Raw genomic sequence first — 26,575 nt, forward strand, 5'->3', positions numbered from 1 at the left:
GCGGCTAGAAGAGCTCGAGGAGGCCCTTGACGCCGACGATCACCTTGGCGGTGTCGGTCGCGGTGTTGCCTGCGGCATCCGTCGCCGTCCAGGTGAAGGTGTACACGGCGCCGTTCACGGCCTTGACCTCGAACGTGCGGTCGCCCGTCTGCTCCCACTCGGCCTTGGTGCTGCCGGTGACCGTGACGCCGGTGAGCTCGACGGTCACGTCACCGCGGTCGTCCTCGGCCTCGACGAACAGCTTCACGGTGCGCATCTTGTTGTTCGGCACCAGGATGAACGACGGCAGCGCGACCGCCTCGACGGTCGGCGCCGTCGTGTCGGGCGGCGTCAGGTCGAGCCCGACGATGACCGGGTCGTGGTCGCTCGAGCGGTACGCGTCGGGCGCGTAGAGCGCGTCCTGGGCGGGCTGCTTGAACGTCATGTCGTAGTCGATGAGGCTCGGCTCATCGGCGTTGACGTTCCAGGTCGTCGCCCCGGTGACCTCGTCGAGCACGTCGCCGCCGGCGAGCGCGTAGTCGAGGTAGCCGAGCTGCCCGTCGAACACGTACGAGTAGGCGTCCTGTCCCTGGAACTGCGCGAGCAGGTCCGTGTAGCCGGCGCCCGCGAGCAGCTGGATCGGGTCCTCCTGCGCGTAGGAGTTCAGGTCGCCCATGATGAGCTCGCGGCCCGCGCCCTGACCGGACGGGTCGGTGGCGAGCCAGTCGGCGAGCGCGGCGGCTGCCTGCGTGCGCACGCCGTTGCAGTTGCCCTGGCCGTTCGGGTCGGTCGGATCGTTCACCGCGTTGCAGTCCGAGCCCTTCGACTTCAGGTGGTTCACGACGACGGTGAAGGTCGCGCCCGCCGCGTCGGTGAAGCTCTGCGTGAGCCCCGGACGGTTGAAGTCATCGAGCCAGCGGGCGTCCTTCGACTGGTCCATCAGCTGGAACGCACCCGCCGGCGTGACCGACGCCGGCTTGTAGATGAGCGCCGTCGTGATGACGTCGGTGCCGATCACGCCGGTCTCGATGTGGTCGTAGACCTCGGCGCCGAGACGCTCGTTGAGCGCCGCGGTGAGGGCGGCCACCGCGGTGCCGTTGTTCTCGATCTCGATGAGGCCGAACACGTCGGCGTCGATCTCGGCGAGCGCCGTGACGATCTTCGCCTCCTGGCGCTCGAACTCGACAGGGTCGTTCGCACCGCGCGCATCGGGGCCGGTGAGCGTCGTGAAGTAGTTGAGCACGTTGAAGCTCGCGACCTTCAGCTCGCCGCCGACCTCCGGCGCGGGCGTGCGGGGATTGCCGACGGCGAAGTCGGCCCCCTCGGTCGGCTGGACTGCCCACACGTCGAACCGGTAGTCGAGCACGCCCGTCGCGTTCGTGACGAGGTCACCACTGCGGAACGTGTTCTCGAGCGTGAAGACCTCGCCGTTCGGGTGGATCGCCGGGTCGGGGTTCTGCGACCCGCGGCCGTCGTCCACCGTGATGCTCTCGGCGATGTTCTTCGCGGCGAGAGCCACTGCCTCGGGCGAGCCGGCGTCGTACAGCCCGGTCGGCTGCGCCTGACGTCCGAGCGACAGGCTGAACGTGCCGAAGCGGCCGTACTCGAACGTCTCGGCCACGGTCAGCTGCTGCGGCAGGGTGACGTACATGCCCTCCGCGGCCTCACGCTGCTCCTCCGAGAGCGGCAGGCTCAGCGCCGTCGGCGCCGGCAGTTCGCCGGTGCCGCACAGCTCGACGTCGGCTGCGACGACCTGCGTCATGCCGAAGTGCTCGGTCGCCTCGCCGGCGACCGAGACGACGTCGCCGACAGCGACCTCGGCGCCGCCCGGCGCGTAGACGAAGACGCCGTCGGATGTCGCGGCGTCACCGTCGCCGGCGTCCTGCACGTAGTACCCGTCGAAGCCGCCGGTCTGGAAGTCGCCGACGACCACGCCCTCGATGAGCACGTCCTCGCCCGCGACGGGTGTCGCGGCGCCCGCGCCCTGCACGGCGCCGATGGCGACCGGCTCGAGGTCGCACCCGGCTTCCACAGGGTCGGTGCCCGGGTCGGTCGCCGGCGGCAGTGCGCAGTCCGCGTCGTGCACGCCGAGCCCGTCGAACGTGTCGGTGGCCAGGCCCGTCCAGCCGGCGGCCGGGTCGAACCCGTCGTTCGCCGTGACGTCGCCGACGCAGGTGTCGGCCGCGCGGCGCAGCGTGTTGTCGGCGGTGGACGTCAGTCCGGTGCCCCACTCGGCGCCGGGATCGACGCCGACCTGGCCGAACACGTCGACGATCGCGCCGTTCTTGGCCAGCGCCACGGCGTCGTCGCCGTTGAACAGGCCGGACGACGTCGTCTGGTCGGCCTGGGCCAGGATCGCGGCACCGGACGACGCGTGCGCGAAGACGAAGACCTCGTCGGGCGCGATCGTGCCGTTCAGCGGCACCGTCAGGCCCGCCGACGCGCTGCCGTTGAAGAAGACCTGCAGGGCGTAGCCCGACGCGGCGAGGTCGACGGCCGCGGTGCTCGGGTTGTAGACCTCGAGGGCCTTGTTGTTGGACGAGCCTTCGATGTACTCGCTGATGAGCAGATCTCCGGATGCCGCGGCCGCGGGCGGTGCGGCGACCATGACGGCCGCGGCCGCGAGCGCTGCGGCGCTGACGGCGGCCGCCAGGCGGCGGGGTGAACGGGACAGGGGCACAGATCCTCCAGTGACAGTCGCAGCGACGAGACACGCGAGATGACGGGATAGGGAGGCGGGCAGCCTCCCTCGATCCTCACAACGTAGGGGAGTGGCATCCGTCCCGGAAGACCGCGAGGAAGAGAGTTCCTTAACGTGAGGTTGCGGCTGGGCGCCGAATCTCCTCTTGGGCGCTCGCGGTGCCCGCGCGAGAATGGAGCCCATGACCTCGACCGCCGTGGAGCCCTTCCGCGTCGTGTTCGTCTGCACCGGCAACATCTGCCGTTCACCGATGGCCGATGTCGTCTTCCGCGGCTTCGCGGATGCCTCGGGTCTGGGGATGCGCGTCGCCTCGACGAGCGCGGGCACCGGCGACTGGCACGTCGGCGAGCGGGCCGACCAGCGCACGATCGAGGCCCTTGCCCGGTCCGGCTACGACGGCACGCGTCACCGAGCACGGCAGTTCACGCACGCCGACTTCGCGCACAGCGACCTCGTGGTCGCGCTGGACCGCAGCCACGAGCGCATCCTCCGCGGCTGGGCACGGACCGAGACGGACGCCGACAAGATCGCGCTGCTGCTGTCGTTCGACCCGTCCGCACGAACGATGGACGTGCCCGACCCGTACTATGCCGGGCCCGGAATGTTCGACGAGGTGCTCGGTATGATCGAGAGCGCGAGCCGGGCGCTCTTCCGGCAGCTCGAACCCGCCATCCGCCCGGTGCACTGACACCGGACTGGCGCCTGCATCCCGATGGGAGCACCGTGACCTCTCTGCCTCCGCAGCCCCTCAGCCCGCTCGACGGCCGCTATCGCGCCGCGGTCGGCGAGCTCGCCGACTACCTCTCCGAGGCCGGACTGAACCGCGCGCGCGTCGAGGTCGAGGTCGAGTGGCTCATCGCCCTCACCGATCGCTCGCTGTTCGGCACGGCGCCGCTCCATGACGACGACAAGTCGCGTCTGCGGTCGTTGTACCTCGAGTTCGGTCAGGCCGAGATCGACTGGCTCGCCGAGAAGGAGTCGGTGACCCGCCACGACGTCAAAGCCGTCGAGTACCTCGTGCGCGACCGGCTCTCGACCCTCGGTCTGGACGGCATCGCCGAGCTCACGCACTTCGCGTGCACCAGCGAGGACATCAACTCCGCCTCATACGCCCTCACCGTGCAGCGCGCCGTGCAGCGCGTCTGGCTGCCGAAGCTGCGCGCCGTCATCGCCGCGCTCACCGAGCTGTCGGTGGCGCATCGGGATGCCGCGATGCTCAGCCGCACCCACGGTCAGCCTGCCACCCCGTCGACGATGGGCAAGGAGCTCGCCGTGTTCGCGTGGCGCCTTGCGCGCGTGGCCGACCAGATCGAGGGCGGCCAGTACCTCGCGAAGTTCTCGGGCGCCACCGGCACGTGGTCGGCGCACCTGTCCGCTGCTCCCGACGTCGACTGGCCGGAGCTCTCCCGCTCGTTCATCGAGGGGCTCGGGCTCGACTTCAACATCCTGACCACCCAGATCGAGTCCCACGACTGGCAGGTCGAGCTCTACGACCGCGTGCGGCATGCCGGCGGCATCCTGCACAATCTCGCGACCGACGTGTGGACCTACATCTCGATCGGCTACTTCACGCAGATCCCCGTCGCGGGTGCGACCGGTTCGTCCACGATGCCGCACAAGATCAACCCCATCCGGTTCGAGAACGCCGAGGCCAACCTCGAGATCGCCGGCGGCCTGCTCGCGACGCTGTCGCAGACGCTCGTGACCTCACGCCTGCAGCGCGACCTCACCGATTCCACGACGCAGCGCAACATCGGCGTCGCCTTCGGGCACTCGCTGCTCGCGCTCGACAACCTGCAGCGCGGACTGAAGGAGATCTCGCTCGCCGAGGACGTCCTGCTGGCCGACCTCGACGGCAACTGGGAGGTGCTCGCCGAAGCGATCCAGACCGTGGTGCGCGCCGAGATCGCCGCGGGCCGGTCGCAGATCACCGACCCTTACGCGCTGCTGAAGGACCTCACCCGCGGCCGCCGCGTCGGCGCCGCGGAGCTTGCCGAGTTCGTGCGCGGGCTCGACATCGGCGATGCCGCGAAGGAGCGCCTGCTGGCCCTCACCCCCGCGACGTACGCGGGCCTCGCCTCGCAGCTGGTCGACGAACTGGGCTGAGCGCCCGGTGAGGCCGGCGTCAGGCCTTCGGGTTTCCGGTCCCCGCGGCATCCGGATTCTCGTCGTCGTTCCCGTCGTCCTCATCGGAGTCGGGAAGCAGCACGGGCCTGTCGACCTGCTTGGCGACCTGCGCGGGGTCGACCGCCAGCAGCAGCAGGGCGACGACGACGAGCACGGTGATGAACGTGACACCGGCGATGATCAGCGCGAGGACGACCGCGGCCTGCGCCTCTTCGCTCGTGCGCTGCTGGAAGAAGCCCATCGACACGAGGGTCACGATGCCCGCGAAGGCGGCGGCGCCGAAGGCCATCCCGAGCAGCTGCACGGGCTTCATCAGATCGCGGCGGGTGGGGCGGTCGTCGCTCACGCGGAGTCCTTCTGGTCGGCCGGTGCGGGTGCGTCCGTGACGGCATCGGCGCCTGCGGGGCGGGGGGAGAATCCGGCGATGCCGAGGTACACGGCGACGATCGCGGCGTAGCCGCCGAAGATGCCGACGCCGATGATGGTGCCGGTCAGCGTGAAGGTCTGGCCGGCCTCCTCGACGGTGTAGTCGAGCGCGTACTCGGGCTGGACGAACAGCAGGACGAGGCCGAGGATCATCGTGACGGCGCCGACCACCACCGCGTCGCGGCTCTCGGACCGCGGCGCGAGTGGCGCCGCGGGGCGGGCGTCGGCGACGCCGGGGACGATCTCGCGGCGCGAGGTGCGCCCGCGCAGTCCGAGTGAACCGGCGATCAGCTCGACGGCGCCGCTCAGGAGCGCCCACACGATGACGACGGTGAAGAAGCCGCTGACCGTGCGCAGGGGAGCGAGCCCGCCCGCCATGCCCGCGACCAGGGTGATGCCGCCGATCGCGACGGCCGGCCAGCGCCGGCCGGCGGGGTACACGAGCCACACGGCGAGCAGGAGGACCATCCCGGTCGCGATCGCGAAGCCGCTGAACACGGCCGCGCCGACGGCGGCGGAGTGGTCGGGAGAGAACGTGATCATGACCGCCGCGATCGCCGCGAAAGCGGCGCGCGCGAGTTGCACGTGGCGCACGTCGAACGTGCGGGCGGAAGCTGAGGTCACGGTGTTCCTGCGGAGCGGCGGGTTCCCGGATGCGGGAACGGATGCCTCCATCCTACGTGCGCCGTCGCCGGGGCCTCCGGCGACGGCCTCAGCGCAGGGTGTCGAGGATGCCGGTGAGCAGCTCGAACGTGGTCAGCGGCGACACGATCGCGAAGCGGAGTACCGGCTCGCCGGCGTGGGAGCTGGGCACCACGAACGCATGCTGCTCCTCGAGAAGGCGACTCGACCACGCGTCGTAGTCGGCGAGCGTCCAGCCCTCGCGGCGGAACACCACGACCGACAGCTGCGGGTCGCGCACCAGTGAGAGCTCGTCGCGTTCGCGGATCTCGTCGGCGATGCGAGCAGCCAGGTCGACGCCGTGGGCGATCGCCGCGCGGTACGGCTCGGTGCCGTGCGTCGCGAGCGAGAACCACAGCGGCAGGCCGCGCGCACGGCGCGTGAGCTGCACCGCCAGGTCGGAGGGGTTCCAGTCCGGCTTGCCGGTGAGGGTGTCGAGGTACTCGGCCTGCTGCGTGTGCGCCGACAGCGCCAGAGAGGGCTCGCGGTAGATCAGCGCGCACGCGTCGAACGGCGCGAACAGCCACTTGTGCGGGTCGACGATGACCGAATCGGCGAGCTCCACGCCCGCGAAGGCGGGGCGCATGCTCTCCACGAGCATCGCCGCCAGCCCGTACGCACCGTCGACGTGGAACCAGACGCCGTGCTCCTTCGCCGCGGCGCCGACATCCGCGATGTCGTCCACGATGCCGAAGTTCGTCGTGCCGCCGGTGGCCACCACGGCGAACACCGCGTCGCCGTGCTCGTCCAGCACGCGCGACACCGAGGCGCCGTGCAGGCGCCCGTCGGCGTCGACGTCCGCCGTGACGACATCGACGTCCATGACGGCCGCCGCCGAGGCGATCGACGAGTGCGCCTCGGCGCTGCACACCACGAGCCAGCGCCCGGGGTCGGCGCGACCGGCGTCGCGGTTGCGGCGCCGCGCGGCGTCCCGCGCGGTCACGAGGGCCGACAGGTTGCCGATCGTGCCGCCCTGGACGAACACACCACCCGAGCCCTGCGGCATCCCGAACTCGCCGGCGAGCCAGTGCAGCACCTCGTTCTCGGCGAAGACGGCCCCCGCGCCCTCCATCCACGAGCCTCCGTAGATGGCGGATGCCGACACCACGACATCGAATGCGAGCGCGGCCTTGGTGGGGGCCGAGGGGATGAAGGAGAGGTAGCCGGGGTGGTCCGTCGACAGGCAGGCCGGCGCCAGGACGTTCTCGAACAGAGCGATCGCCCGCCGAGCGCCGATGCCGTCGGCGGTGATCGAGCCGGAGGCCAGCCGCGACAGGTCCCGCGGCGTCATCGGCTTGTCGAGGGGCACGTCCTCGTACAGAGCCCGGCGCCGCGCGTAGTCGAGCACGTCGTCGACCGTCGACCGGGTCTCGGTCGAGATGGCGTGCATCTGGGTGGGAACGGATGTCGCGGTCATGGCTGCTCCACGTGTCGGGGACACCTCACGCTAGGGGCGCGCGGGCGGGCGTTCAAGACGCGCGGGCTCGGCATCCGCTCACGACCGACCCGATCGGGCAGGAATGGAGAAGCACCCATCACAGCGCTCCGCGTAGCGTGAGGGCCACGGGCCAGGAGGCCCCCAGCGTGAAGGAGGAAGACATGGCCGGCAAGACGACGTCGGACGGACTGACCGAGGAGGAGCGCGACGCCGTCAAGGCGCGCGCGAAGGAGCTGCGTGCGCAGGCGAAGGCGGGCAAGAGCCGCGAGGCAGGCACCAAGCAGGTGCTCGAGGCGATCGGCAAGCTCGACGGGACCGACAAGGAACTGGCCGAAGGCCTGCACAAGCTCGTCGGCGAGGCCGCACCCGACCTGGTGCCGAAGACGTTCTACGGCTTTCCGGCATACGCGAACGAGGCGGGCAAGGTGGTCGTGTTCCTCCAGCCCGCCTCGAAGTTCAAGACCCGCTACGCGACGATCAACTTCGACGACCCGGCGGCGCTCGACGACGGCGACATGTGGCCGATCGGCTTCGCCGTCACGGCGTGGACCCCCGCTGTCGAGAAGACCCTCTCCGCGCTGGTGAAGCAGGCGGTCTCCTGACGAATCCGAGGCCGCCCACCCGGCCGTCGGCGGCACAGGTTACGCCGCCGACGGGCCGTTTGCAACGGGATGAGCGGATCACCGCCGGTCGCATAGCTTTTCGACATGGCTACCGACTACGGTTCGAACGACCCGAGGCGCGCGGACGGCGCCCACGCGGGCGATGACGACCGCACCGTTCCGGTGGAGCGCTCCGTCCCGGCCGACCGCACCGTGCCTGCAGATCACGCCGACACCATCGACGAACGGCGGTCGCTGCGCGAGGAAGTGCTCAGTCGCGAGAACGAGCGCTTCGGCGGCTTCAAGTTCGGCTCGGCGTTCTTCGGCTGGCTCACCGCGATGGGCGCGACCGTCCTGCTGACAGCCCTCGTGGCGGCGGTCGGCACGGCGCTGGGCCTGGCGTCTCCAGAGGCGATCGACGACGCGGCCGCGGCCGCCGAGCAGAATCTGGGAGTCGCCACCATCATCGGAGCCGTCGCCATCGGCCTGGTGCTGTTCATCGCCTACTTCGCCGGCGGCTACGTCGCCGGTCGCATGGCGCGCTTCAGCGGCCTCAAGCAAGGTCTGGCGGTCTGGCTGTGGGCCATCGTCATCGCTGTCGTGCTGGCGATCATCACCGCCATCGCGGGCAGTCAGTGGGACGTCCTGACCGCTCTCGAGGGGTTCCCGCGCATCCCCGTGACGCCCGAGACGGCAACGACCACCGGAATCCTCACCGCCGTCGGCGCAGCCATCGTGACCCTGGTGGGAGCGATCCTCGGAGGCATCGCCGGCATGCGCTACCACCGTCGAGTCGACCGCGTCGGACTGGGCGCCTAGGCGCCACGCGGTGACCAGGGCCCGGCGACGCCGGGCCGTCACAGAGAGAAGGGAGATCGCCCATGGGCATGGGAGACGACATCAAGCACAACGCAGAGGACATGAAGGGCAAGGCCAAGGAGGCCGTCGGAGACGCGACCGACAACGAGCGTCTGCAGGCCGAAGGTCAGACCGATCAGGCGAAGGCCAACCTGAAGAAGGCCGGAGACGACGTCAAGGACGCCTTCACCGGCGACCGCTGAGCCCGCACTGCCCGATGCCCCCGGCCGGATGGCCGGGGGCATCGGCGTGTCAGGGCTCAGACGGCGAGCAGCGACTCGATCGCGCGCTGGCGGAACACGCGCGATCCTGGAGTGTTGAAGTGGTGCCGCCCCGGGATCTCTTCGAACGTGCCGTGGGGTGTGCTCGCCGCGAGGGCGCGCGAGCGCTCGAGGATCGCATCCTCGGAGCCCGTGGCGAAGAGGACCTGCTGCCGCGGCGGCCGCTCGGGGTCGGGGTCGGCATCCCCGAAGCGCATGCCCTCGGCGAGCGCCACGAGGGCGCTCAGATCGTTGCCGGGCACACGCTCGGCGAGGGTCACGTAGTTTCGCGTCACCGGGTCCTCCACCGCTATGCCTTCTTCGGCATACGCCCGTGCCTGGTCGATCTGCAGGCGCGCCAGCGGACGTCCGTCCGGGATGCCGCCGAGCACCGCTCGTGACACGTGCTCGGGGGCGTCGACCGCGAACTGCCAGCCGACGCGTGCTCCCAGCGAGTAGCCCACGTAGCGGACCTCATCGACGAGGTAGGTGTCCAGCACCGTGATCAGGTCGGACACGAACGATCCCATCGAGTACGCCCGCGGGTCGCGCGGCTTGTCACTCGCCCCGTGCCCCCGCTGATCCACCCCGATCACGCGGAAGCCGGCCCGCGTGAGGTCGCGCACCCATCCGGTCTCGACCCAGTTGTCGCGGCAGCTCGACGCGAACCCGTGCACGCACAGCACCGGGTCGGCGTCGGGCTCACCCCAGACGTACGTGGCGATCTGATAGCCCTCTTCCGTCATGACGAAGCTCGGGGCGGGCATCTCGGTGCGGGCGAGCGGGGCTGCAGCATCCATCCCGCCATTCTGCTCCTGCCGCGGCGGGGAGGCTCAGAAGGAGTCCCAGCCACGGGCGGCATCGACGAGGGCATCGATGACGCGCGCCGTGGCCGGGGCGGGCGGACGCCCGGCCGGGATCGCCAGGTGGAGGGTGTTGATCGGCGCTTCGTCGGGCCGGTGCAGGACCTCGACGGAGCCGGACCCGATCGCCGGATCGGCGAGATAGCGGGGCAGCGCTGAGACGCCCGCGCCGGCGACGACGGCCGCGAGGATTCCGCGCAGGTCGGGCACGATCACCGCGACCGGGTTGGACGGACGGTGCCCGAACTGGCTTCGCCAGTACCGGCGGACGATCGAGAGATCGGCGTCGTATGCCACGAGCGGCAGATGCAGCAGCGCCGCCGCCGCATTGTGCGCCAGTCGTTCGCGGTCGATCGTCCTCGCAAGAGAGGGCGCGCCCACCAGCACGAACTCCTCGTCGACCAGACCTCGATACCGGATGCCGCGCATCGGCGTCCGCACCGACGACACCACGATGTCGAGCCCGCCGCCGTCGAGCCCGCCGCCGTCGAGCCCGCCGCCCTCGAGCCCCTCGCCGTCGTGACCACCCGCGCCGAGCCGCGCGAGCAGGTCGGCCGCGAGACCCAGCTCGAACTCGAGCCGCACGCCCGCCGTCGTGAGCGGGGCGAGGGCGGGGATCACGCGCGTGGCCACCACGTCGCTGGCCCCGCCGATCCGCACCGTCTCGGGGGCTGCGGGCGTCGGCTGCGTCCAGACGGCGCGCAGCCTGTCCACCGGCTGGGCGATCCGCGCCGCAAGGCGATCGGCTTCTGCCGTCGGCGCGGCGCCCCGCGCCGAACGCACGAACAGGGGCGTTCCCAGCTCGGTCTCGAGGCGCGTGATGCGCTCACTGACCGAAGGCTGGCTCACACCGAGACGAGACGCCGCAGCCGTGATCGAGCCGGCGCGATGCACCTCGAGAAACGTCCGGAGCAGGTCGAGCTCTTGCATGCGGCATCCGTTCTATCAAGAAATCTATGGCTCGACACGAGTCTATGAAATGTCGCCGATGGATACCCGGTTCCACTTCGCAGCGGCCGGCTCCGGCCGCGACTGATACACAGGGAGTGGACATGGCGAAGGTTCTCATGGTCGTGACGGGCGTCGACAGCATCGAGCTGGCGGACGGACGCGTACACTCGACCGGGTTCTGGGCAGAAGAGCTGGTCGAGCTGCACCGCGGGCTGCGCGCGGCCGGGCACGCCGTCGACGTGGCGACGCCGGGTGGCGTGCAGCCGACCGTGGATCCGGGCAGCCTGGCCGGTGCGTCCGAAGAGATCACCGGCTACCTCGCCGGGCTCGCGCCCGTCCTCGCGCAACCGCGAGTGCTCGCCGAGGTACGCGACGGCGAGTACGACGCGATCGTGCTGCCGGGCGGCCACGGACCCATGGCCGACCTCGCGACCGATCCGGATCTCGGGCGGCTGCTCGTGGACGCCGCGGATCGGGATGCCGTGGTGGGAGTGCTGTGCCACGGACCGGCCGGACTGCTCAGCGCCGTGCGCGCCGACGGCCGTTTCGCCTTCGCGGGCCGCAGGCTCGCGGTGTTCACCGATGCGGAGGAGCACCAGGGCGGCTTGGGCGACGCGTCGCCGTACTTCGTCGAGGCGCGCCTGCGCGATCTCGGCGCGGTGATCGCCTCCGCCGAGCCGTGGAGCTCCACCGTCGTGTCGGACGGCTCGCTCGTCAGCGGCCAGAACCCGCAGTCGAGCGTCGCCACCGCGGAGCGCCTCGTGGAAGTGCTCGCCGGACGCTGACCCCCGGGCGGCGCATGAGCGGATTCTCACGCGCCGCTCGCCCGGCGTTCACCGATTCGCCCCGCGATCGTCGGAGACCTGTCATCGCGACGAGTGCCGGCACCGGTTGGGTCATGGCCATGAGTCCAAACCGATCTCCGCGCGCGCTGACGCGCCTGCTCGCCGTGACCACCGCGACGGTGGCCGCCGTCGCCCTTCTGCCGGCAGCCGCCTCCGCGGCCTCGCCGGCCGCGAATCCGTCCGACGGGCGTTCGCAGTCGCCGTACGTCCAGACCCACGTGCCGACGCTGGTCGCCCGGGCGACCCTCTCGGCCGACCACCTCGAGGCCGGCCCGGCCTCCGGCGCGCTCGCCTCGCCGGCGAACGGCCGCACCGGCCCGTGGCAAGGGCAGGTCATCCCCGGTTTCTCGGCGATGCTCGACAACGGCGACGGCACGTTCTGGGCCCAGCCCGACAACGGCTTCGGCAGCAAGGGCAACTCGGCGGACTTCCTGCTGCGCAACTACCTGGTGCGTCCGGCATGGCAGACCGCCGAGGGCGGCGAAGGCGCGATCGAGATCGAGCGGTTCATCTCCTACAACGACCGCAACGGGGTGCTGGACTTCCCGATCGTGAACGACGGTACCGATGAGCGGCTGCTCACCGGCGCGGACTTCGACATCGAATCGGTGGTGCGGGCGAAGGACGGCTCCTTCTGGGTCGGCGAGGAGTTCGGTCCGTTCCTGCTGCACTTCGACGCGGACGGCACGCTCCTCGAGAAGCCGTATGCGCTGGACGGCGCGAAGTCGCCGCAGAACCCCTACCTGCAGCCGGGCGAGACCCCGCGCGTGCGCGCGAGCCGCGGCTTCGAGGCGATGGCGTCGTCGGTCAACGGCCGCTACGTCTACCCGGTGGTCGAGGGCTCGTACGCCGACGACACCGACCTGCGGCGCCGCGAGATCCTCGAGTTCGACACGCGCGCCGGCCAGTACACCGGCCGCACGTGGAGCTACCAGACCGACCAGGAGGCGAACGTCATCGGCGACGCCTTCACCGTGCGCAACGACGTGCTGATCTTCATCGAGCGGGACGACTTCGAGGGCGAGCAGGCCGTCACCAAGCGCGTCTACGAGGTCGACCTGCGCCGCGCCGACGCCGACGGCTACCTCGAGAAGTCGCTCGTGCTCGACGCGCTGCGCATCGCCAACCCGCACGGCATCGGCGCGGGCGACGGGTACGGCACCGGGGAAATCTTCTCGCTGCCGGTCCAGTCGTTCGAGACCGTCGTGCAGCTGAAGGACGGCAGCCTCCTCATCGGCAACGACAACAACTACCCCGGCAACGACGCGCGCATCCCCGGCACGCCGGATGACACCGAGTTCGCGATCGTCGACCTCGACAAGACCAAGCTCGAGCCGTCGACGGTGAGCCTCATCGGTCACCGCGGCGCCAGCGGGTCGCGTCCCGAGCACACGCTCGCGGCCTACGAGGCGGCGATCGTGCAGTGCGCCGACTACATCGAGCCCGACGTCGTCTCGACCAAGGACGGCGTGCTCGTCGCACGTCACGAGAACGAGATCAGCGGAACGACGGATGTGGCCACCCGGCCCGAGTTCGCCGCGCGCCAGACGACGAAGCTCATCGACGGCGCGTCGATCACCGGCTGGTTCACCGAGGACTTCACGTTCGCCGAGCTGCGCACCCTGCGCGCGAAGGAGCGGCTGCCGCAGGTGCGGCCGGGCAACACCGCCTTCGACGGGCTCTACCTGATCCCGACCCTCGACGAGGTCATGGACCTGGCCCGCCACTCGGTCAGCTGCGACGGCCGCCCCGTCGGCGTCTACCCCGAGACGAAGCATCCGTCGTACTTCGACTCGATCGGACTGTCGCTCGAGGAGCCCCTCGTGGCGGCGCTGCAGGCCAACGGCCTCGATCGCGCCGAGGCTCCTGTGATCCTGCAGAGCTTCGAGGTGTCGAACCTCCAGGACCTCGACACGCTCACCGACGTGACGCTCGCGCAGCTGGTGAACTCGTCCGGCCGTCCGTACGACTTCACGCTCGCCGGCGACGCGCGCACGTACAAGGACCTCGTGACGCCCGCGGGTCTCGCCGAGGTGGCGACGTACGCCGACGGCGTCGGCCTCGAGAAGTCGGTCATGATCCCGCGCACCGCGGCGGGCACGCTCGGCACTCCGACCTCGGTGATCGCCGACGCGCACGCGGCCGGCCTCTCGGTGCACGGCTGGACCTTCCGCGCCGAGAACCAGTTCCTGCCGGCCGAGTTCCGCTCCAGTGCCGACCCGGCCGCGTACGGCGACCTCGCCGGCGAGCTGCAGGTGTTCATCGACCAGGGCATGGACGGCGTCTTCAGCGATCACCCCGGCATCGCCGCGGTGACCATCGACACGGTGACCATCGACACCGTGACGCTCGGCGGCTGAGGCCGCAGACCCATGACACACGACGGGGGGATGCCACGGCATCCCCCCGTCTTCGTCGTCCGGGCACCCGTCCGCGAGCGGTCGGCTAACGTGAGGGCGGTGCACTCAGGAGCCGATGAGAAGACGGATGCCGCGTCCTTCGCTGAAGAGGCGCTGAGGAGGTATCCCCTCACCGGTGTGCAGGTCGAGCACCTGGCGGACTCGTTCAACACGATCTACCGGATTCGCTCCCTCGAGGGCGATTTCGCGCTGCGGGTGGGGCCGGCCGACGGCATCCATCGTGCGGGCGCCGGCGAAGCCGAGACCGGCTGGACGGCGCAGCTCGACCGCGCCGGGCTCGCCGTCCCGTGCGTGGTCCGTACGACGGACGGCGCCGACACGGTGATCGCCCCCGATCGGTCATGGCGGGCGACGCTGCTCACGTGGCTGCCCGGGACGCCGGTGCCCGTCCCGCCGACCCGTCGCGACATCGAGGACCTCGGCGAGCTGAGCGCTCGCCTGCACGAGGCAGCGCCCTCGACCGCCACTCTTCCCCGCGGTGTGCTGGACGCGCGCGACCCGTTCGCGTTCGTCGTGCCGGTCGCGCTCTCCACAGCTCCGGAACCGCACCACGCCCTCCTCGGGCGGGGAGAGGACGTGGCACGCGAGGCGGTGGCGGAGCTCTGGGCCACGGCGGACGAGCCGCCGCGCGTGATCCATTTCGATCTGACTCCGCGAAACGTCGTGCGGATGCCCGACGGTGGACTCGGCGCGATCGACTTCCAGGACATGGCCTGGGGCCACCGTGCGCACGACATCGCCCACTCGCTCTTCGGAGCCACGCGGGGCGAATGGTCCGTGGCGGCGCTCGAGGCCTTCCGTGCCGGATACTCTCGGCACGCACCGTGGCCGGCGGTCGATGAGGCCCATCTGCGCCGACTCTTCGTCGCCCGGCGCGTCAGCATGATCAATCTCACGCTGGCGCTTCGTCGTCCGGGTCACGACGAGACTCTCGCCCGGCATCTGGCGGCGCTCGCGGCCGCGCTCGACGCGCTCTGACGTCGCAACCGCGGGACCCGCGGGACGGGGGATGCCCCAGCATCCCCCGTCCCGGGTGTCTCGCGTGCCGGCCTGCTCAGCTCCGGCGCCGCGCGCCTCCTCGGGCGGCGAGCAGCCCACCCGCCGCGGCGAGCACGCCCGCGGCGACGACCCACAGCGGCCACGAGGAGCCCCCGCCGGTGGCAGCGAGACGGTCGGGCAGCTCGGACTGGGGCGGATTCACGCCCGGTGCGGCGGGGTTGGCCGGCGGGCCCACGGGCGGGTCTGCCGGCACCTCGACGGTGCGCAGGATGACGTCGCTGCCGTCCCACACGACATCGAAGACGGTGTCGCCGGCCGTCGCCTGAGACGCCGGCAGTGCGGTGCCGCCGTTCGCGGTCGAGACGACGACGAACTCGTCGCCGATACCGGGCTGGAAGCCGTCTGTCAGGGCGACGGCCCACGTCACGGTCGCGAGATCCTGGGTCTGGCTCAGGATCTGGTCGTGCGCGGTGCAGGGCTCCGCGCCGCCGAGTTCGACGGCGATCGTGCCGCTCCCCGACACTGCGCCTTCGACGGTCAGGCAGCCGGGTGAGGTGCCGGGCGCCACCGTGCCGCCGTCGATGACGATCTCGCCGAGAGTACCGGCACCGGTGAGGGTGCCGAATACCTCGGCCGTCGTGAACGGCATCGAGCCGTCGACGATCACGGTGCCGGCCTCGGCGTCGAGCGTCGAGTCCAGCGCCGCCTGCGTCCAGTCGCCGGTCAGGTGCAGCGTCCCGGTGCCCTCATGGGTGAGATGGCCATGGCCCATGAAGTCGCCCTCATAGGTGGTCGCCGCAGACCCGGCGACGGTCAGTCCGGAGTCCGGGTGCACGACGTGCACCACGCCGGACGGGCCGGCGAGCGAGGCGATCCGCTCGTTGTCGTTGACGACGAGCGACCCGGCGCCGTCGATCGTGACCGCGGAGGTGTCGGCGATCAGGTCGTGGAGATCGTCCGGCAGTGTGTGCAGAGTCGTCACGGCAGCGTCGACGATGCGGAAGTCGCCGGGAATCGAGAGGTCGCGGTCGAGCTGGACGGCGCCGCTGGAGGCCACGGTCGGCCCGGCATAGTCGCTGAGTCCGTCGGCGCCGAAGATGATCGGCGCGTCCGCGCCGGCGCTGCTGAGCACGACGGAGCTGCCGTCGGAGCTCGACAGCTGCTCGATGACGAGACTCGTCGCCGCCGCGCGCGTCTGGATGTTCACTCCTCCGCTGAACGAGGCGTTCACGAGCGTGAGGGATCCCCCGGACGAGAGCGCCGCGACGGCGGAGCCGTCGACCAGCTGCACCTCCTCGGCGAGGGTGATCACCGAGTCGGTCCCGAGCGTCGCGCCCGCCTCGAGCGTCGTGCCGGGAAGGGCGTCCGGACCCAGCGCGAACGCGTCGTCGGCGACGATGACGGAACCCGCTCCGGTCGCTGCCGTGCTCCCGTTGTGATCGAGCTGGCCCTCTTCGATCCGGATGCTGCCCGGAATGTCGGCCGAGCCGATCTGCAGCCCGCCGGCCGCGGAACTCGTGAGGTCCGCGAAGAGCGGGACGGCAGTCGCGCCGTGCACCGTGAGCCGGTGGTCCGCGAGCGCGATGCCGCCGGAGAACAGCATGGGTGCGCTGTCCTGCCCGCCGCGCACGGTGGCGGGTCCGGCGAGGCTCACCGGCCCCTGCAGATCGACTGCATGCCCGGCGGCATCGACGGCGTAGCCGCTGCCTGGTCCGACCTGCATCGATCGCGCGAACGCCGTGTCAGCGGTGAACTCCAGGCCCGCGGCATCCGTGATCGTCACCGGATCGCCGGCGAGGCCGCACTCGATCCCACCACAGCGCACACGTGCGTTGCCCGAGAGCTCGAGCGATCCCGGGTACGACAGGCCGCGCGCATGCACGACGCCGTCACCGCCGATCTTCAAGAGGTCGCCCGCTCCGTCCAGACGCGCGTCGACCACGGCTCCGCTGCTGAGCTGAAGGGATGCGACCGCGAGCGGCTCCTGGTCGAACTCGATCTCCCACGGAATCGGCACGGTGAGCGGCGCCGAGATCTGGTAGGCGGTCTCTCCCGCCGCGACGGGCAGGACCACGTTCACCTCGAGGGTCGTCGAGCCGGCCACCGTGAGACCGTCGGTCCGCAGTGGCGTCCCGCTCACCGAGTACCCGCCGATCGCGAACTCGACGTCCTCGAACGAGACCCCGACGAGATCGTTCGTCGTCGCGAGCGTGGCGGCTCCGGCGCCGAACCGCAGCAGGTCGCCCTCACCGGGCGCCGCGTCGGCGCAGTTCGTCCAGTTCGCGGCATTCGACCACAGGCCGTCAGCGCCGGCGCCGGTCCAGTCGCAGGTCAGCCCGAGGGCAGACGCTGTCGGAACGGTGAGGAGAGAAGTCACGAGGATGCCGCCTCCGACGACGGCGGCGGCCAGCTTTCTGGCAGGAGTCATGGCAGTCACCCGGTCGACGCTAGGGATCGCCCGGGTGTGGCGGTATGGGAGTTCCTACGCATTTCGTTCCGCCGGGCGCTCATCTTCTCTACGCTGACCCCCGGGGAGCTGGGGGAAGGAAGCTGGATGACAGACACCGCGGATACGACCAGGGCCGCAGTGATCGAATCGGAACGACTCGGGTCCGACAACGTATGGGACTTGGTGACGGGGCCCGCGGGGCGCGGGCTGGCGGAATCAGCCGATCCGCGCGACCGCATCCGGCTGGCCCGGTACGAGCAGCTCGCCGGATTCGAGAGGCAGGCCCATAAGCGCCTCGCCGACATCCTCCGCACCGTGGACGATCCGGCGGTGCGCGCCGAGGCGCGGGGCCAGCAGTTGGCGGGCGCCGCGTTCGAGCCGGGTCTCGAGACGGTGGACTGGCTCGCGCACCGATGGCCGGAGGGCGAAGACGTCACAGCACTGCGCACCAAGCTGGCGATCTCGTACGCCCTGCTCATGAACGACGGCGTCGAGCCCCCCGAGGGATGGCGCGAACCGCCGACCGAACGCGACTGGAACCTCCAGCTCGCCCGCGTGCGGGAGGTCCACGACGGGTTCCTCGCCTACATCGGACAGGCGGATGTGGCGCAGATCCTCTCGGCTCTGGACCTCGTCGTGCTTGTCCCCCTGTTGATCCTCACCCACTCGATGCAGGACGAATCCCTGGCCGCGGCAGGCCGGATGAGCCGGCTCGCCGAGCGCGCCCGCATCCGGGGTCTGCAGCCGTACGTGGATTACGTCGAGGGGGTGTCTCTCACGGCGGCGGCCCGCGTCGACGAGGCGGCCGCGCCGCTCGAGCGCGCGGCCGCCGGTTTCTCGGATGCGCCGAACCTCGGCTGGTGGATGACGGTGCGGGGGACGCAGTACGTGCTGTCGGTGATGACCGCCACGACGCCGCCCGACGACGTGGAGCGGCTGGAGCGGGAACTGCTCGCAGGCACCTGGAGGGACGGACGTCGCTCGCTCGGGCACGGTGTCATCGCGTCGGTCGCCCTCATGCTCGCGGGCCACGGCGACCTCGAAGCCGCCCGCCGGATCGCGCTGTCGGAAGGCGACATCGACGACCTGCAGGTCGGCAGCAGCAACCGCTGCTGGCTTGCCGAGGTCATCTTCACCGCCGCGCTGGCGGAAGGTGAGACAGACGAGTGCGATCGGATGCTGCGCATCGTGGAGCACATGATGCCCTCGCCGTGGCAGCAGGCGACGCTGCACCGCATGCGAACCCGGCGCGACGGCGGCCCGGTCGACCCCTCCGACGGGGTGCCCGAGATCCCCGGCAGCATCGACTCCGAGATCCTCCGCACGCGATGGGTCTCGCTTGCCGGTGCCGTCGAGCATGGGCACCGGTCGTCGGCGTACCGCGCGCTCGCCGCGCTCGACGAATTCGCCGCGCAGTCTCGCGCCGCCGCTTTCCGCGTGCGAGCGGTGCAGCTGTTCCGGCCGCCACGGACGACGACAGGTGTGACGCTGTCGACGCGGCAGCTCGAAGTGGCGACCCTCGCCGCGGCCGGGCGCACCAACCGGGAGATCTCGCAGGAGCTGTTCCTCGGCATCCGGACCGTCGAGGGCTACGTGCGCGGCGCGCTCGCCGCGCTCGGCCTGTCGCGACGCGAAGAACTTGCCACCGTCGAGCTGCCCGTCGACGTTCCGCCACCGGCCGGCGAGGTGGTGCAGCTCACGCTGCGACAGGGGCAGGTCGCCGCCCTGGTCGCGGCCGGGGCCACGAATGCCGAGATCGCCTCGGCCCTGGAGATCAGCGAGAAGACCGTCGACAAGCACATGGCCGTGATCAAGGACCGCACGGGCGTCGCCACCCGCACGGCTCTCGTGACGCTCTTCCGCACCGCCATCGCGCCCAGCCGGCCGTCCCGCTGAGCGAGCCCGGCCGCCGGCATCCGGAATCAGACTGTCAACAGGACCTTCGTGGCACGTCGCTCGTCCATGGCGCGGTAGCCCTCGGCGGCCTCCTCGAGGGGAAGCGTGAGGTCGAACACGACACCCGGGTCGATCTCGCGGTCCCAGATCAGCTGGATCAGGTCGGGCAGGAACCGCCGTACCGGCGCGGGTCCGCCGTGGAGGTGGACGCCGGAGAAGAACAGCTTCAGGCCGTCGATCGAGACATTGTGGGTGACGCCGACGAAGCCGATGTGCCCGCCGGGGCGGGTGGCGCGGATGGCCTGATCCATGGACTCCTGCGTCCCGACCGCCTCGACCACGGAGTGCGCCCCGAGGCCGTTGGTGAGCTCCTTGATCTTGGCAGCCCCCTCGCGACCGCGCTCCTCGACGATGTCGGTCGCACCGAACCGGCGGGCGAGCGCCTGGCGGTCGGCGTGGCGCGACATCGCGATGATCCGGTCCGCGCCGAGCTGCTTGGCGGCGAGGATGGCGAGCAGCCCCACCGCGCCGTCGCCGACCACGGCGACCGTCTTGCCCGGTCCCGCTTCGGCCGCCACGGCCGCGAACCATCCGGTGCCGAGCACGTCCGATGCGGCGAGGAGCGAGGGGATCAGCTCGGGGTCGGGCGTCCCGGGGGTGGCCACGAGCGTGCCGTCGGCGAGGGGGATGCGCGCGTACTCGGCCTGCGTGCCGACCGAGCCCATCATCACGTGGTGCACGCAGCGCGACTGATAGCCGGCCTGACAGATCTCGCACGTGTTGTCGGAGGCGACGAACGAGCCGACCACGAAGTCGCCGACCTTGACGTTCTTCACGTCGGCTCCGATCTCGGAGACGACGCCGACGTATTCGTGGCCCATCGGGGTGTGATCGACCTTCTCGACGCCGCGGTAGGGCCACAGGTCCGACCCGCAGATGCAGGTGGCGGTGACCCGGATGATGGCGTCGGTCGACTGCTCGATGGTGGGCATGTCGCGATCTTCGACCCGGACGTCGCCGGGCGCGTGCATGATGACTCCGCGCATGGGGTTCTCCTTATCTGGTGAGAGCTGGGGACTGAGGACTGGTCTGCAGGGGCGGAGTCGCCGGGCGTCCGCCCGGAGCGCGCCCGCCGAGAAGGTGAGCGACACCGGCGAAGAGTACCGCGGCGACCGTGACGATCCCGAGAGGAAGGATGCTGGCGGCCCCGGCGAGGCCGACGAGGGGCGCCGCGATGCCGCCGAATCCGAACCGCACCATGCCGAGCAGGGACGAGGCGGTGCCGGCGATCTGCGGGTAGCCGGCGAGGGCCAGCGTCGTGGCGGGCGGTGACGAGACGGCCACGCCGCTGGCGAGGACGAACAGCGCGACGATCACGAACCACAGCGGCATCGTCGTGAGTCCCGCCACGAGCAGGCCGGCCGCGCCCGCGCCTGCCACGACGACTCCCAGCGTCAGCGTTCGGCGCACACTCCACCGCTCGGCGGCCCGGCCGGCGAGGTAGCCGAACACCATGAAGCCTGCAGAGTTGAGACCGAACGCCGCCGCGTACCCGAGCGGGGAGAGGCCGTAGATGTCTTGGAGCACGAAAGTGGCGCCGGCGAGGTAGGCGAACAGCGCCGCGTACAGGAAGCCCTGGTTCAGCACGGCTCCGACGAACTCGCGATCCGACAGCAGCGTGCGGAAGTCCCGCATCGTGTGTACGAACCCACCCGACGTCCGATCTTCGGCCAGCAGGGTCTCGCGGAAGACGAGCAGTGTGATGATCAGGATGCCGGCGCCGATCGCCGCGAGGAAGACGAAGAGCCCACGCCAGTCGGTCACCGTATTCAGCAGGCCGCCCAACAGGGGACCGACGATCGCGGCGAATCCGCCGATCACGGTCAGCCGGCCGTAGAAGCGGATGAGCCCGCCCCCGACGAAGATGTCGCGTCCGGCGGCCTGTGCGATCACGATGCCGACGCCGCCCGCGAGGCCCTGCACGAGACGGGCGAGGATGAGCAGGTCGACCGTCGGACTGAGCGCGCACAGCAGGGACACCCCGACGTACGCCGCGATGCCGATGAGCAGGATGCCGCGACGTCCGAAGCGGTCCGACAGCGGACCGGCGATGAGCTGGCCCGCGGCAAGTCCGATGAGGCATGCCGTGACGGTGAGCTGGGCCACCGACGTGGCAGCATCCAGTTCCGCCGTGAGGGCGGGGAGCGCGGGCAGGTACAGGTCCATCGAGATGGGCCCGAACACCGTCAGCAGCAGGAGCAGGGTCGGCAGGAACCGACGTGCGAGCTGAGGGGGTGAGTCGTGAGCGGCCATGTCATCGATGCTCCCGTCGCGCGCGCCGGGGCGGGAGTTCCTGACGAGACGTGTACTGGCAGGGCACCCCTGGCGACGCGACGCCGATCTACCCTGGAGCGCATGGACAACAGGGCCGAGGTGCGTGAATTCCTCATGACGCGCCGCGCACGGCTGACGCCCGAGGCTGCAGGCATCCCCGCCGGCACCGGACGACGAGTCGCCGGGCTCCGACGCAGTGAGGTGGCGATGCTCGCCGGTGTGAGCGTCGAGTACTACGCGAAGCTCGAGCGCGGCACGATCGCGGGCGCCTCGGCATCCGTTCTCGATGCCCTTTCACGCGCGCTGCAGCTCACCGACGCCGAGCACTCCCACCTGCTCGATCTGGCCCGCGCCGCAGACGGCGTACCGTCTTCGGGCAGGGCGCGACGCCGTACGGTCAAGCCCGGACCGCCCCGCGCGAGCCTGCAGTGGGCGCTGGAGGCGATGACGGATGCCGTCGCGGTCGTGCGCGATCAGCGTCAGGACATCGTCGTGTTCAACGATCTCGCGCGGGCCTTCTATGCGCCGTTGATCGGCGATGGCGGACGCACGCCGAACCTCGCCCGATTCCAGTTCCTCGATCCGGCCTCGCACGACTTCTACCCGGACTGGGAGCTGTTCGCCGAGATGTGCGTCGCGGTGATCCGCGCCGAGGCGGGCCGCGATCCCCACGACAAGGGCATCCAGGACCTGGTCGGCGAGCTGTCGACGCGCAGCGAGCTGTTCCGCACGTTGTGGGCGGCGCACGACGTGCGCACGCACGGGACCGGAACCAAGCGGTTCCACCACCCGATCGTGGGTGAGCTGACACTCGTGTTCGAGCAGCTGGCCATCACGGCAGAACCCGGTCAGGTGCTGCTGATCTACACCGCCGAACCCGGCTCTCCCTCGGCAGAACGGCTACGGCTGCTCGCGTCCTGGGCCGCGGCTCGCGGCGTGCCTGAGTCGCAGGAATCGTAGATTCGTTCTTGTCTTCGAGTTGATGAGTCGGTAGACTGGGGTTCAGAGATTCGATAAAGAGTGCCCGCCGTCGAGGTGGGCTGTGGATGGGCCGCGACGGAGTCGCGAGGACGTCGGATGGATGAGAGCGCGAGAGCGCTGGATCTCTCCCTGATTCCTCCTGTCTGCGAGCCTCATGTCTGCGAATCCCGATCTCGAGCCCGGGCGGCCTCTCGACTCCGCCGAGCGACTCGTCGACGCGTTCGAGGCCGGCCGTCGCCGACGCGCCGCCGAGGACGCGGCCGAGATCCGTCTTCTGGCGCACGCCGCCGCGTCTCTCGCCCCCTCCGCGACCGCGACGACCGAGCAGCTGCGCAGGGCCGAGCTCGATCGCCGGGCGCTCGTCGCAGACCTCGCCACGTCGAACCACCTCTCGGAGTGGACGGTGACGCGCCTGCTGTCGGAGGCCGCCGATCTGTGCCGCCGCTTCGGGGCCGGGGTCGACGCGCTCGAGCGGGCCGACATCTCCCGTCAGCACCTGAGCGTCATCCACGACACCGGCGCGGCGATCCTCGATGACGACGCGCGTGCCGAGTTCATTTCCATCGCCATCGAACGGGCGACCGAGCTCACACCCGGCCGGCTGACCTCTGCGCTCCGGGTGATCGCCGAACGCTACCTCGAGCGCACCCTCGACGAGAGGCATGAGGATGCTGTCGCCGAAAGGCGCATCGAGACGTGCGACCTCGACGACGGCATGGGCGCCCTGACCCTGTTCGCGGCGGCGACGCTGATCCACGGCATCCGGGATCGCCTCACTCAGCAGACGCACTCCGTGATCGCCGCGCGCGAGCCGGACGACGAAGACACGCGCACGACGGCGCAGATCCAGGCCGACATCGTCACCGATCTGCTCCTGACAGCCGGACCCGACCGCTGTGTCGCGGGCGATGGTCTCGACGCGATCCGCGGCAGGGTGCAGGTCTCGCTGCCGGTTCTCACGATGACCGGCGCCTCGAACGAACCGTGTCTGCTCGCCGGCTACGGTCCCATCGACGCCGACACCGCGCGGGCGCTCGCCGCGGGCGCCGCCGGCTGGGAGCGGGTCATGACCTCACCCGTCACGGGGGCTGTGCTCGCGGTCGACCGCTACCGAGCTGGCAAGCGGCTGGACCGGTTCCTGGCGGCCCGCGACGAGCGATGCCGTTTTCCCGGCTGCCGCCGGCCCGTCTGGCGCTGCGACATCGACCACACGATCGACCATCAGCTCGGCGGTGCCACGCGCCACGACAATCTCGCGCACCTGTGCCGGCGGCATCACACCATGAAGCACCATACGGCGTGGACTGTGGAGCAGACCTCGCCGGGTGTGCTCGTCTGGACCAGCCCGACCGGTCGTAAGCACACCGATCGCCCCGAGCCAGTCGTCCGGTTCGTCCTCGACGAAGAACGGGAACGACGGCGACGGATGCTGCGTGAGCCGTGGCTGGTGACCGCCGACGACCTCACCGCGGACGGCGACCCGCCTCCGTTCTGACCCGCGACCCCGTTCGGGATCACGCCCCGCATGCGAAACCGCCGCACACGCGAAACTGCCGCACGCGTGCAACCGCCGCACGCATACAGCCGCCGTCGGCGTGAACCGAGCGCCGCCGGTGAAGCGGGGTCAGGCTCCGGGTGGGCCTTCGAGCACCGTCGGGACGTACTCCAGCAGCTGGCTTCGCCGATCGAACGTGCGCGCCTCCACGAGATCCAGACGCACGTCGGGGTAGCCGTCGAAGATGCGGTCCTGCCCGGTGGCGCCCGTGATCACCGGGAACACGACGACGCGGTACCGATCCACGAGTCCGGCACGCAGCAGCGAGCGGCACAGCGCGACGCTGCCCAGCGTTCGCAGCGGCAGGTCGGACTCCTCTTTCAGCCTTCGCACGAACTCGACCGCGTCCTCACGGACCAGTGTCGAGTTCTCCCACGTGAGCGGTTCGTCGAGCGTCGACGAGAAGACGTACTTCTGCACGCCGTTCAGCACGTCGGTGCCTTCCTCACCGCTGGCCGTCAACTCCGACATCAACCGGTAGGTCGTGGCTCCCATGAGGATCGGGTGGTCCTGTTCAGGCAGCTCTTCGAGCCATCCGAGATAGTCGGGGCCCTCCAGGCCCCACCAGCCCGGCCAGCCCTCAGCCGCGCCGTAGCCGTCGAGCGACATGATGAAATCCACCGTCAACGTCTGCATTCGAGCTCCTTCGCGTCAGGTCCAGCACCCCCGAGCGTAGGCTCGCGAGCGCGACAGCAGAAGGTACCCGTCAGCGCGCGCCCGAGCGTGCCTTCCGGCGCAGCGTGCGCTTCGCGAAGCGAGGCAGCGGGATGGGTGCCGTCACCACGGCATCCACGGTCATCGAGCCATCGGTCGGCCCGATCACCGGGATCGGGGTCGTCGGGGTGACGGCGACAGGGGCCACCGGCATCCGTCCCAGTCGACGGTGCGCATGCACGTATGCGGGCACGAGCAGCACGACCGCGCCGGCCCACGCCAGCGGGTTCGACCAGACGACACCGACATACCCGAACGCCGCGCCGAGGACGATGGCCGCTCCGACGCGCATGATCAGCTCGACCACACCGGTGAGCGTCGGGATCATCGCGTCGCCGAGACCCTGCAGCGCGCCGCGCACGACGAAGAGGACGCCGAGCACCCAGTAGGTCGTGCCGTTGATCACCAGCATGAGCGCCGCCATGTCGACGACGTCGTCCGATCCTTCACCGACGAACAGACGCACCAGCGGCGCACCGAACGCGACCAGCAGCCCGCCCAGCGCGACGGCGGCGATGACGGCGATCCATGTCGCCTGCACGACGCCGCGACGGATGCGGTCGGGCCGGCCGGCGCCGAAGTTCTGGGCAACGAACATCGACGCCGCCAGGCCGATCGACTGCAGCAGTGCGACGGCGAGCCCGTCGACGCGTGAGGCCGTCGTGTACGCGGCGACCGCGTCGGCACCGAGATCGTTGAGCGCCACCTGCACGACCAGAGTGCCGATGGCGATGATGGATGCCTGGAACCCCATCGGCAGGCCGAGTCGCAGGTGCGCGACATAGTCGGTCTTGGTCACCGTGAAGTCCGCGCGCCGCACGTGGAGGGCGGGGATGCGGCGGCGGACGTATTCGAGGCACAGCACCACCGACACCGCCTGAGAGATGACGGTCGCCAGCGCCGCACCACCCACGCCGGCCTCGAGCACGCCGACGAAGAGGAGGACGAGTGCGACGTTGAGCAGACACGCGAGCGTCAGGAAGACCAGCGGCGTGCGGGAATCACCGATGGCGCGGATGACGGCCGCGAGGTAGTTGAAGAACAGCATCGTCGCGGCGCCCAGCAGGCTGATCTGCGCGAACACGGTGGCGTCGGCCATGAGTTCGGGCGGCGTGTTCATGAGCTCGAGCGCCGGGCCCGCGAGCAGCGGGCCGCCGACGGTCAGCGCCGCGCTGGCGATCGCGGTGAGGATCGTCCCGGTCGCGACGGACCGCCGCACCCCGGCGGCGTCACCCGCCCCGAACGCCTGCGCTGTCGGGATCGCGAAACCGCTCGTCATGCCCCAGACGAAGCCGAGCAGCAGAAAGAGGAGGCTGCCGGTCGCGCCCACCGCAGCGAGCGCGTCGACGCCGAGGTGACGCCCGACGACCACGGCATCGGCGAACTGGTACAGCTGCTGCACGACGTTGCCGACGAGGAGCGGGACCGAGAAGGCCAGGATGACGCGCCACGGGCTGCCGGTGGTGAGGGAACGGGACATGCGGGTGCTCTCGAAG

At 70.7% G+C, this 26,575-nt stretch carries 22 protein-coding genes; 11 read left to right on the forward strand and 11 right to left on the reverse strand.

Annotation, left to right across the window (positions count from 1 at the left end):
- Positions 1–4 precede the first annotated feature (4 nt).
- Positions 5–2,659, reverse strand: a complete 2,655-nt coding sequence (locus HF576_RS13130; RefSeq protein ID WP_168913261.1) for an ExeM/NucH family extracellular endonuclease — start codon at positions 2,657–2,659, stop codon at positions 5–7.
- A 202-nt stretch (positions 2,660–2,861) separates the two neighbouring features.
- Between HF576_RS13130 and HF576_RS13135 the strand changes: the two genes are divergently transcribed.
- Positions 2,862–3,368: a low molecular weight protein-tyrosine-phosphatase gene (locus tag HF576_RS13135; protein ID WP_168913262.1), complete on the forward strand. Its 507-nt coding sequence runs from the start codon at positions 2,862–2,864 to the stop codon at positions 3,366–3,368.
- Between the two features lie 35 nt (positions 3,369–3,403).
- The gene (purB, locus tag HF576_RS13140; protein WP_168913263.1) at positions 3,404–4,786 is read left to right on the forward strand and encodes an adenylosuccinate lyase; all 1,383 of its coding nucleotides are present in this window, start codon (positions 3,404–3,406) and stop codon (positions 4,784–4,786) included.
- Between the two features lie 19 nt (positions 4,787–4,805).
- On the opposite strand, the gene HF576_RS13145 is transcribed toward purB, so the two are convergent.
- From HF576_RS13145 to HF576_RS13155, 3 genes are all read right to left on the reverse strand, one after another.
- Positions 4,806–5,153 carry an amino acid transporter gene (locus tag HF576_RS13145; RefSeq protein WP_168913264.1) on the reverse strand — a complete coding sequence of 116 codons (348 nt, stop codon included), beginning with the start codon at positions 5,151–5,153 and terminating at the stop codon, positions 4,806–4,808.
- Positions 5,150–5,857, reverse strand: a complete 708-nt coding sequence (locus tag HF576_RS13150) for an acyl-CoA synthetase (RefSeq protein ID WP_168913265.1) — start codon at positions 5,855–5,857, stop codon at positions 5,150–5,152. The genes HF576_RS13145 and HF576_RS13150 overlap by 4 nt, the downstream gene beginning before the upstream one ends.
- A gap of 88 nt (positions 5,858–5,945) precedes the next feature.
- A complete protein-coding gene (locus HF576_RS13155) occupies positions 5,946–7,331 on the reverse strand; it encodes a pyridoxal phosphate-dependent decarboxylase family protein (RefSeq protein ID WP_168913266.1) in 1,386 nt (461 codons plus the stop codon).
- A gap of 182 nt (positions 7,332–7,513) precedes the next feature.
- Here HF576_RS13155 and HF576_RS13160 point away from each other — a divergent pair, with 182 nt between their 5' ends.
- From HF576_RS13160 to HF576_RS13170, 3 genes are all read left to right on the forward strand, one after another.
- Positions 7,514–7,954, forward strand: a complete 441-nt coding sequence (locus tag HF576_RS13160; RefSeq protein WP_168913267.1) for a hypothetical protein — start codon at positions 7,514–7,516, stop codon at positions 7,952–7,954.
- A 105-nt stretch (positions 7,955–8,059) separates the two neighbouring features.
- Positions 8,060–8,773, forward strand: a complete 714-nt coding sequence (locus HF576_RS13165; RefSeq protein WP_168913268.1) for a hypothetical protein — start codon at positions 8,060–8,062, stop codon at positions 8,771–8,773.
- Positions 8,774–8,835: 62 nt separating this feature from the next.
- Entirely contained in the window at positions 8,836–9,015 is a 180-nt protein-coding gene (locus HF576_RS13170; protein WP_168913269.1) for a CsbD family protein, read from the forward strand.
- A gap of 56 nt (positions 9,016–9,071) precedes the next feature.
- On the opposite strand, the gene HF576_RS13175 is transcribed toward HF576_RS13170, so the two are convergent.
- Positions 9,072–9,872 (reverse strand): alpha/beta fold hydrolase, encoded by an 801-nt coding sequence (locus HF576_RS13175; RefSeq protein WP_168913270.1) that lies wholly within the window; start codon positions 9,870–9,872, stop codon positions 9,072–9,074.
- A gap of 33 nt (positions 9,873–9,905) precedes the next feature.
- Entirely contained in the window at positions 9,906–10,865 is a 960-nt protein-coding gene (locus HF576_RS13180; RefSeq protein ID WP_168913271.1) for a LysR family transcriptional regulator, read from the reverse strand.
- Between the two features lie 122 nt (positions 10,866–10,987).
- Between HF576_RS13180 and HF576_RS13185 the strand changes: the two genes are divergently transcribed.
- From HF576_RS13185 to HF576_RS13195, 3 genes are all read left to right on the forward strand, one after another.
- Positions 10,988–11,671 (forward strand): type 1 glutamine amidotransferase domain-containing protein, encoded by a 684-nt coding sequence (locus HF576_RS13185; protein ID WP_168913272.1) that lies wholly within the window; start codon positions 10,988–10,990, stop codon positions 11,669–11,671.
- Positions 11,672–11,790: 119 nt separating this feature from the next.
- On the forward strand, positions 11,791–14,091 hold the full coding sequence (locus HF576_RS13190) for an esterase-like activity of phytase family protein (protein ID WP_240948907.1): 2,301 nt from the start codon (positions 11,791–11,793) through the stop codon (positions 14,089–14,091).
- 99 nt (positions 14,092–14,190) lie between these two features.
- Positions 14,191–15,129 (forward strand): phosphotransferase, encoded by a 939-nt coding sequence (locus tag HF576_RS13195; RefSeq protein ID WP_168913274.1) that lies wholly within the window; start codon positions 14,191–14,193, stop codon positions 15,127–15,129.
- 76 nt (positions 15,130–15,205) lie between these two features.
- On the opposite strand, the gene HF576_RS13200 is transcribed toward HF576_RS13195, so the two are convergent.
- Positions 15,206–17,587: an autotransporter outer membrane beta-barrel domain-containing protein gene (locus HF576_RS13200; protein ID WP_168913275.1), complete on the reverse strand. Its 2,382-nt coding sequence runs from the start codon at positions 17,585–17,587 to the stop codon at positions 15,206–15,208.
- A 117-nt stretch (positions 17,588–17,704) separates the two neighbouring features.
- Here HF576_RS13200 and HF576_RS13205 point away from each other — a divergent pair, with 117 nt between their 5' ends.
- Positions 17,705–19,495, forward strand: coding sequence for a LuxR C-terminal-related transcriptional regulator (locus HF576_RS13205; RefSeq protein ID WP_168913276.1), 1,791 nt, complete (start codon positions 17,705–17,707; stop codon positions 19,493–19,495).
- Positions 19,496–19,521: 26 nt separating this feature from the next.
- Here HF576_RS13205 and HF576_RS13210 read toward each other — a convergent pair whose 3' ends face one another.
- Together HF576_RS13210 and HF576_RS13215 are read right to left on the reverse strand one after the other, a co-directional pair.
- Positions 19,522–20,541 carry a zinc-dependent alcohol dehydrogenase family protein gene (locus HF576_RS13210; RefSeq protein ID WP_168913277.1) on the reverse strand — a complete coding sequence of 340 codons (1,020 nt, stop codon included), beginning with the start codon at positions 20,539–20,541 and terminating at the stop codon, positions 19,522–19,524.
- A gap of 10 nt (positions 20,542–20,551) precedes the next feature.
- Positions 20,552–21,808 (reverse strand): multidrug effflux MFS transporter, encoded by a 1,257-nt coding sequence (locus HF576_RS13215; protein WP_168913278.1) that lies wholly within the window; start codon positions 21,806–21,808, stop codon positions 20,552–20,554.
- Between the two features lie 102 nt (positions 21,809–21,910).
- Between HF576_RS13215 and HF576_RS13220 the strand changes: the two genes are divergently transcribed.
- Complete coding sequence (locus tag HF576_RS13220) at positions 21,911–22,789, forward strand: helix-turn-helix domain-containing protein (protein ID WP_168913279.1); 879 nt, start codon at positions 21,911–21,913, stop codon at positions 22,787–22,789.
- A 175-nt stretch (positions 22,790–22,964) separates the two neighbouring features.
- Positions 22,965–24,305, forward strand: a complete 1,341-nt coding sequence (locus HF576_RS13225; RefSeq protein ID WP_168913280.1) for an HNH endonuclease signature motif containing protein — start codon at positions 22,965–22,967, stop codon at positions 24,303–24,305.
- 129 nt (positions 24,306–24,434) lie between these two features.
- Here HF576_RS13225 and HF576_RS13230 read toward each other — a convergent pair whose 3' ends face one another.
- Together HF576_RS13230 and HF576_RS13235 are read right to left on the reverse strand one after the other, a co-directional pair.
- Entirely contained in the window at positions 24,435–25,001 is a 567-nt protein-coding gene (locus HF576_RS13230) for a dihydrofolate reductase family protein (RefSeq protein WP_168913281.1), read from the reverse strand.
- 70 nt (positions 25,002–25,071) lie between these two features.
- Positions 25,072–26,559, reverse strand: coding sequence for an MATE family efflux transporter (locus HF576_RS13235; protein ID WP_168913282.1), 1,488 nt, complete (start codon positions 26,557–26,559; stop codon positions 25,072–25,074).
- Between the last annotated feature and the right edge of the window lie 16 nt (positions 26,560–26,575).

This window comes from Microbacterium salsuginis (assembly GCF_012524205.1).
Classification (GTDB): domain Bacteria; phylum Actinomycetota; class Actinomycetes; order Actinomycetales; family Microbacteriaceae; genus Microbacterium; species Microbacterium salsuginis.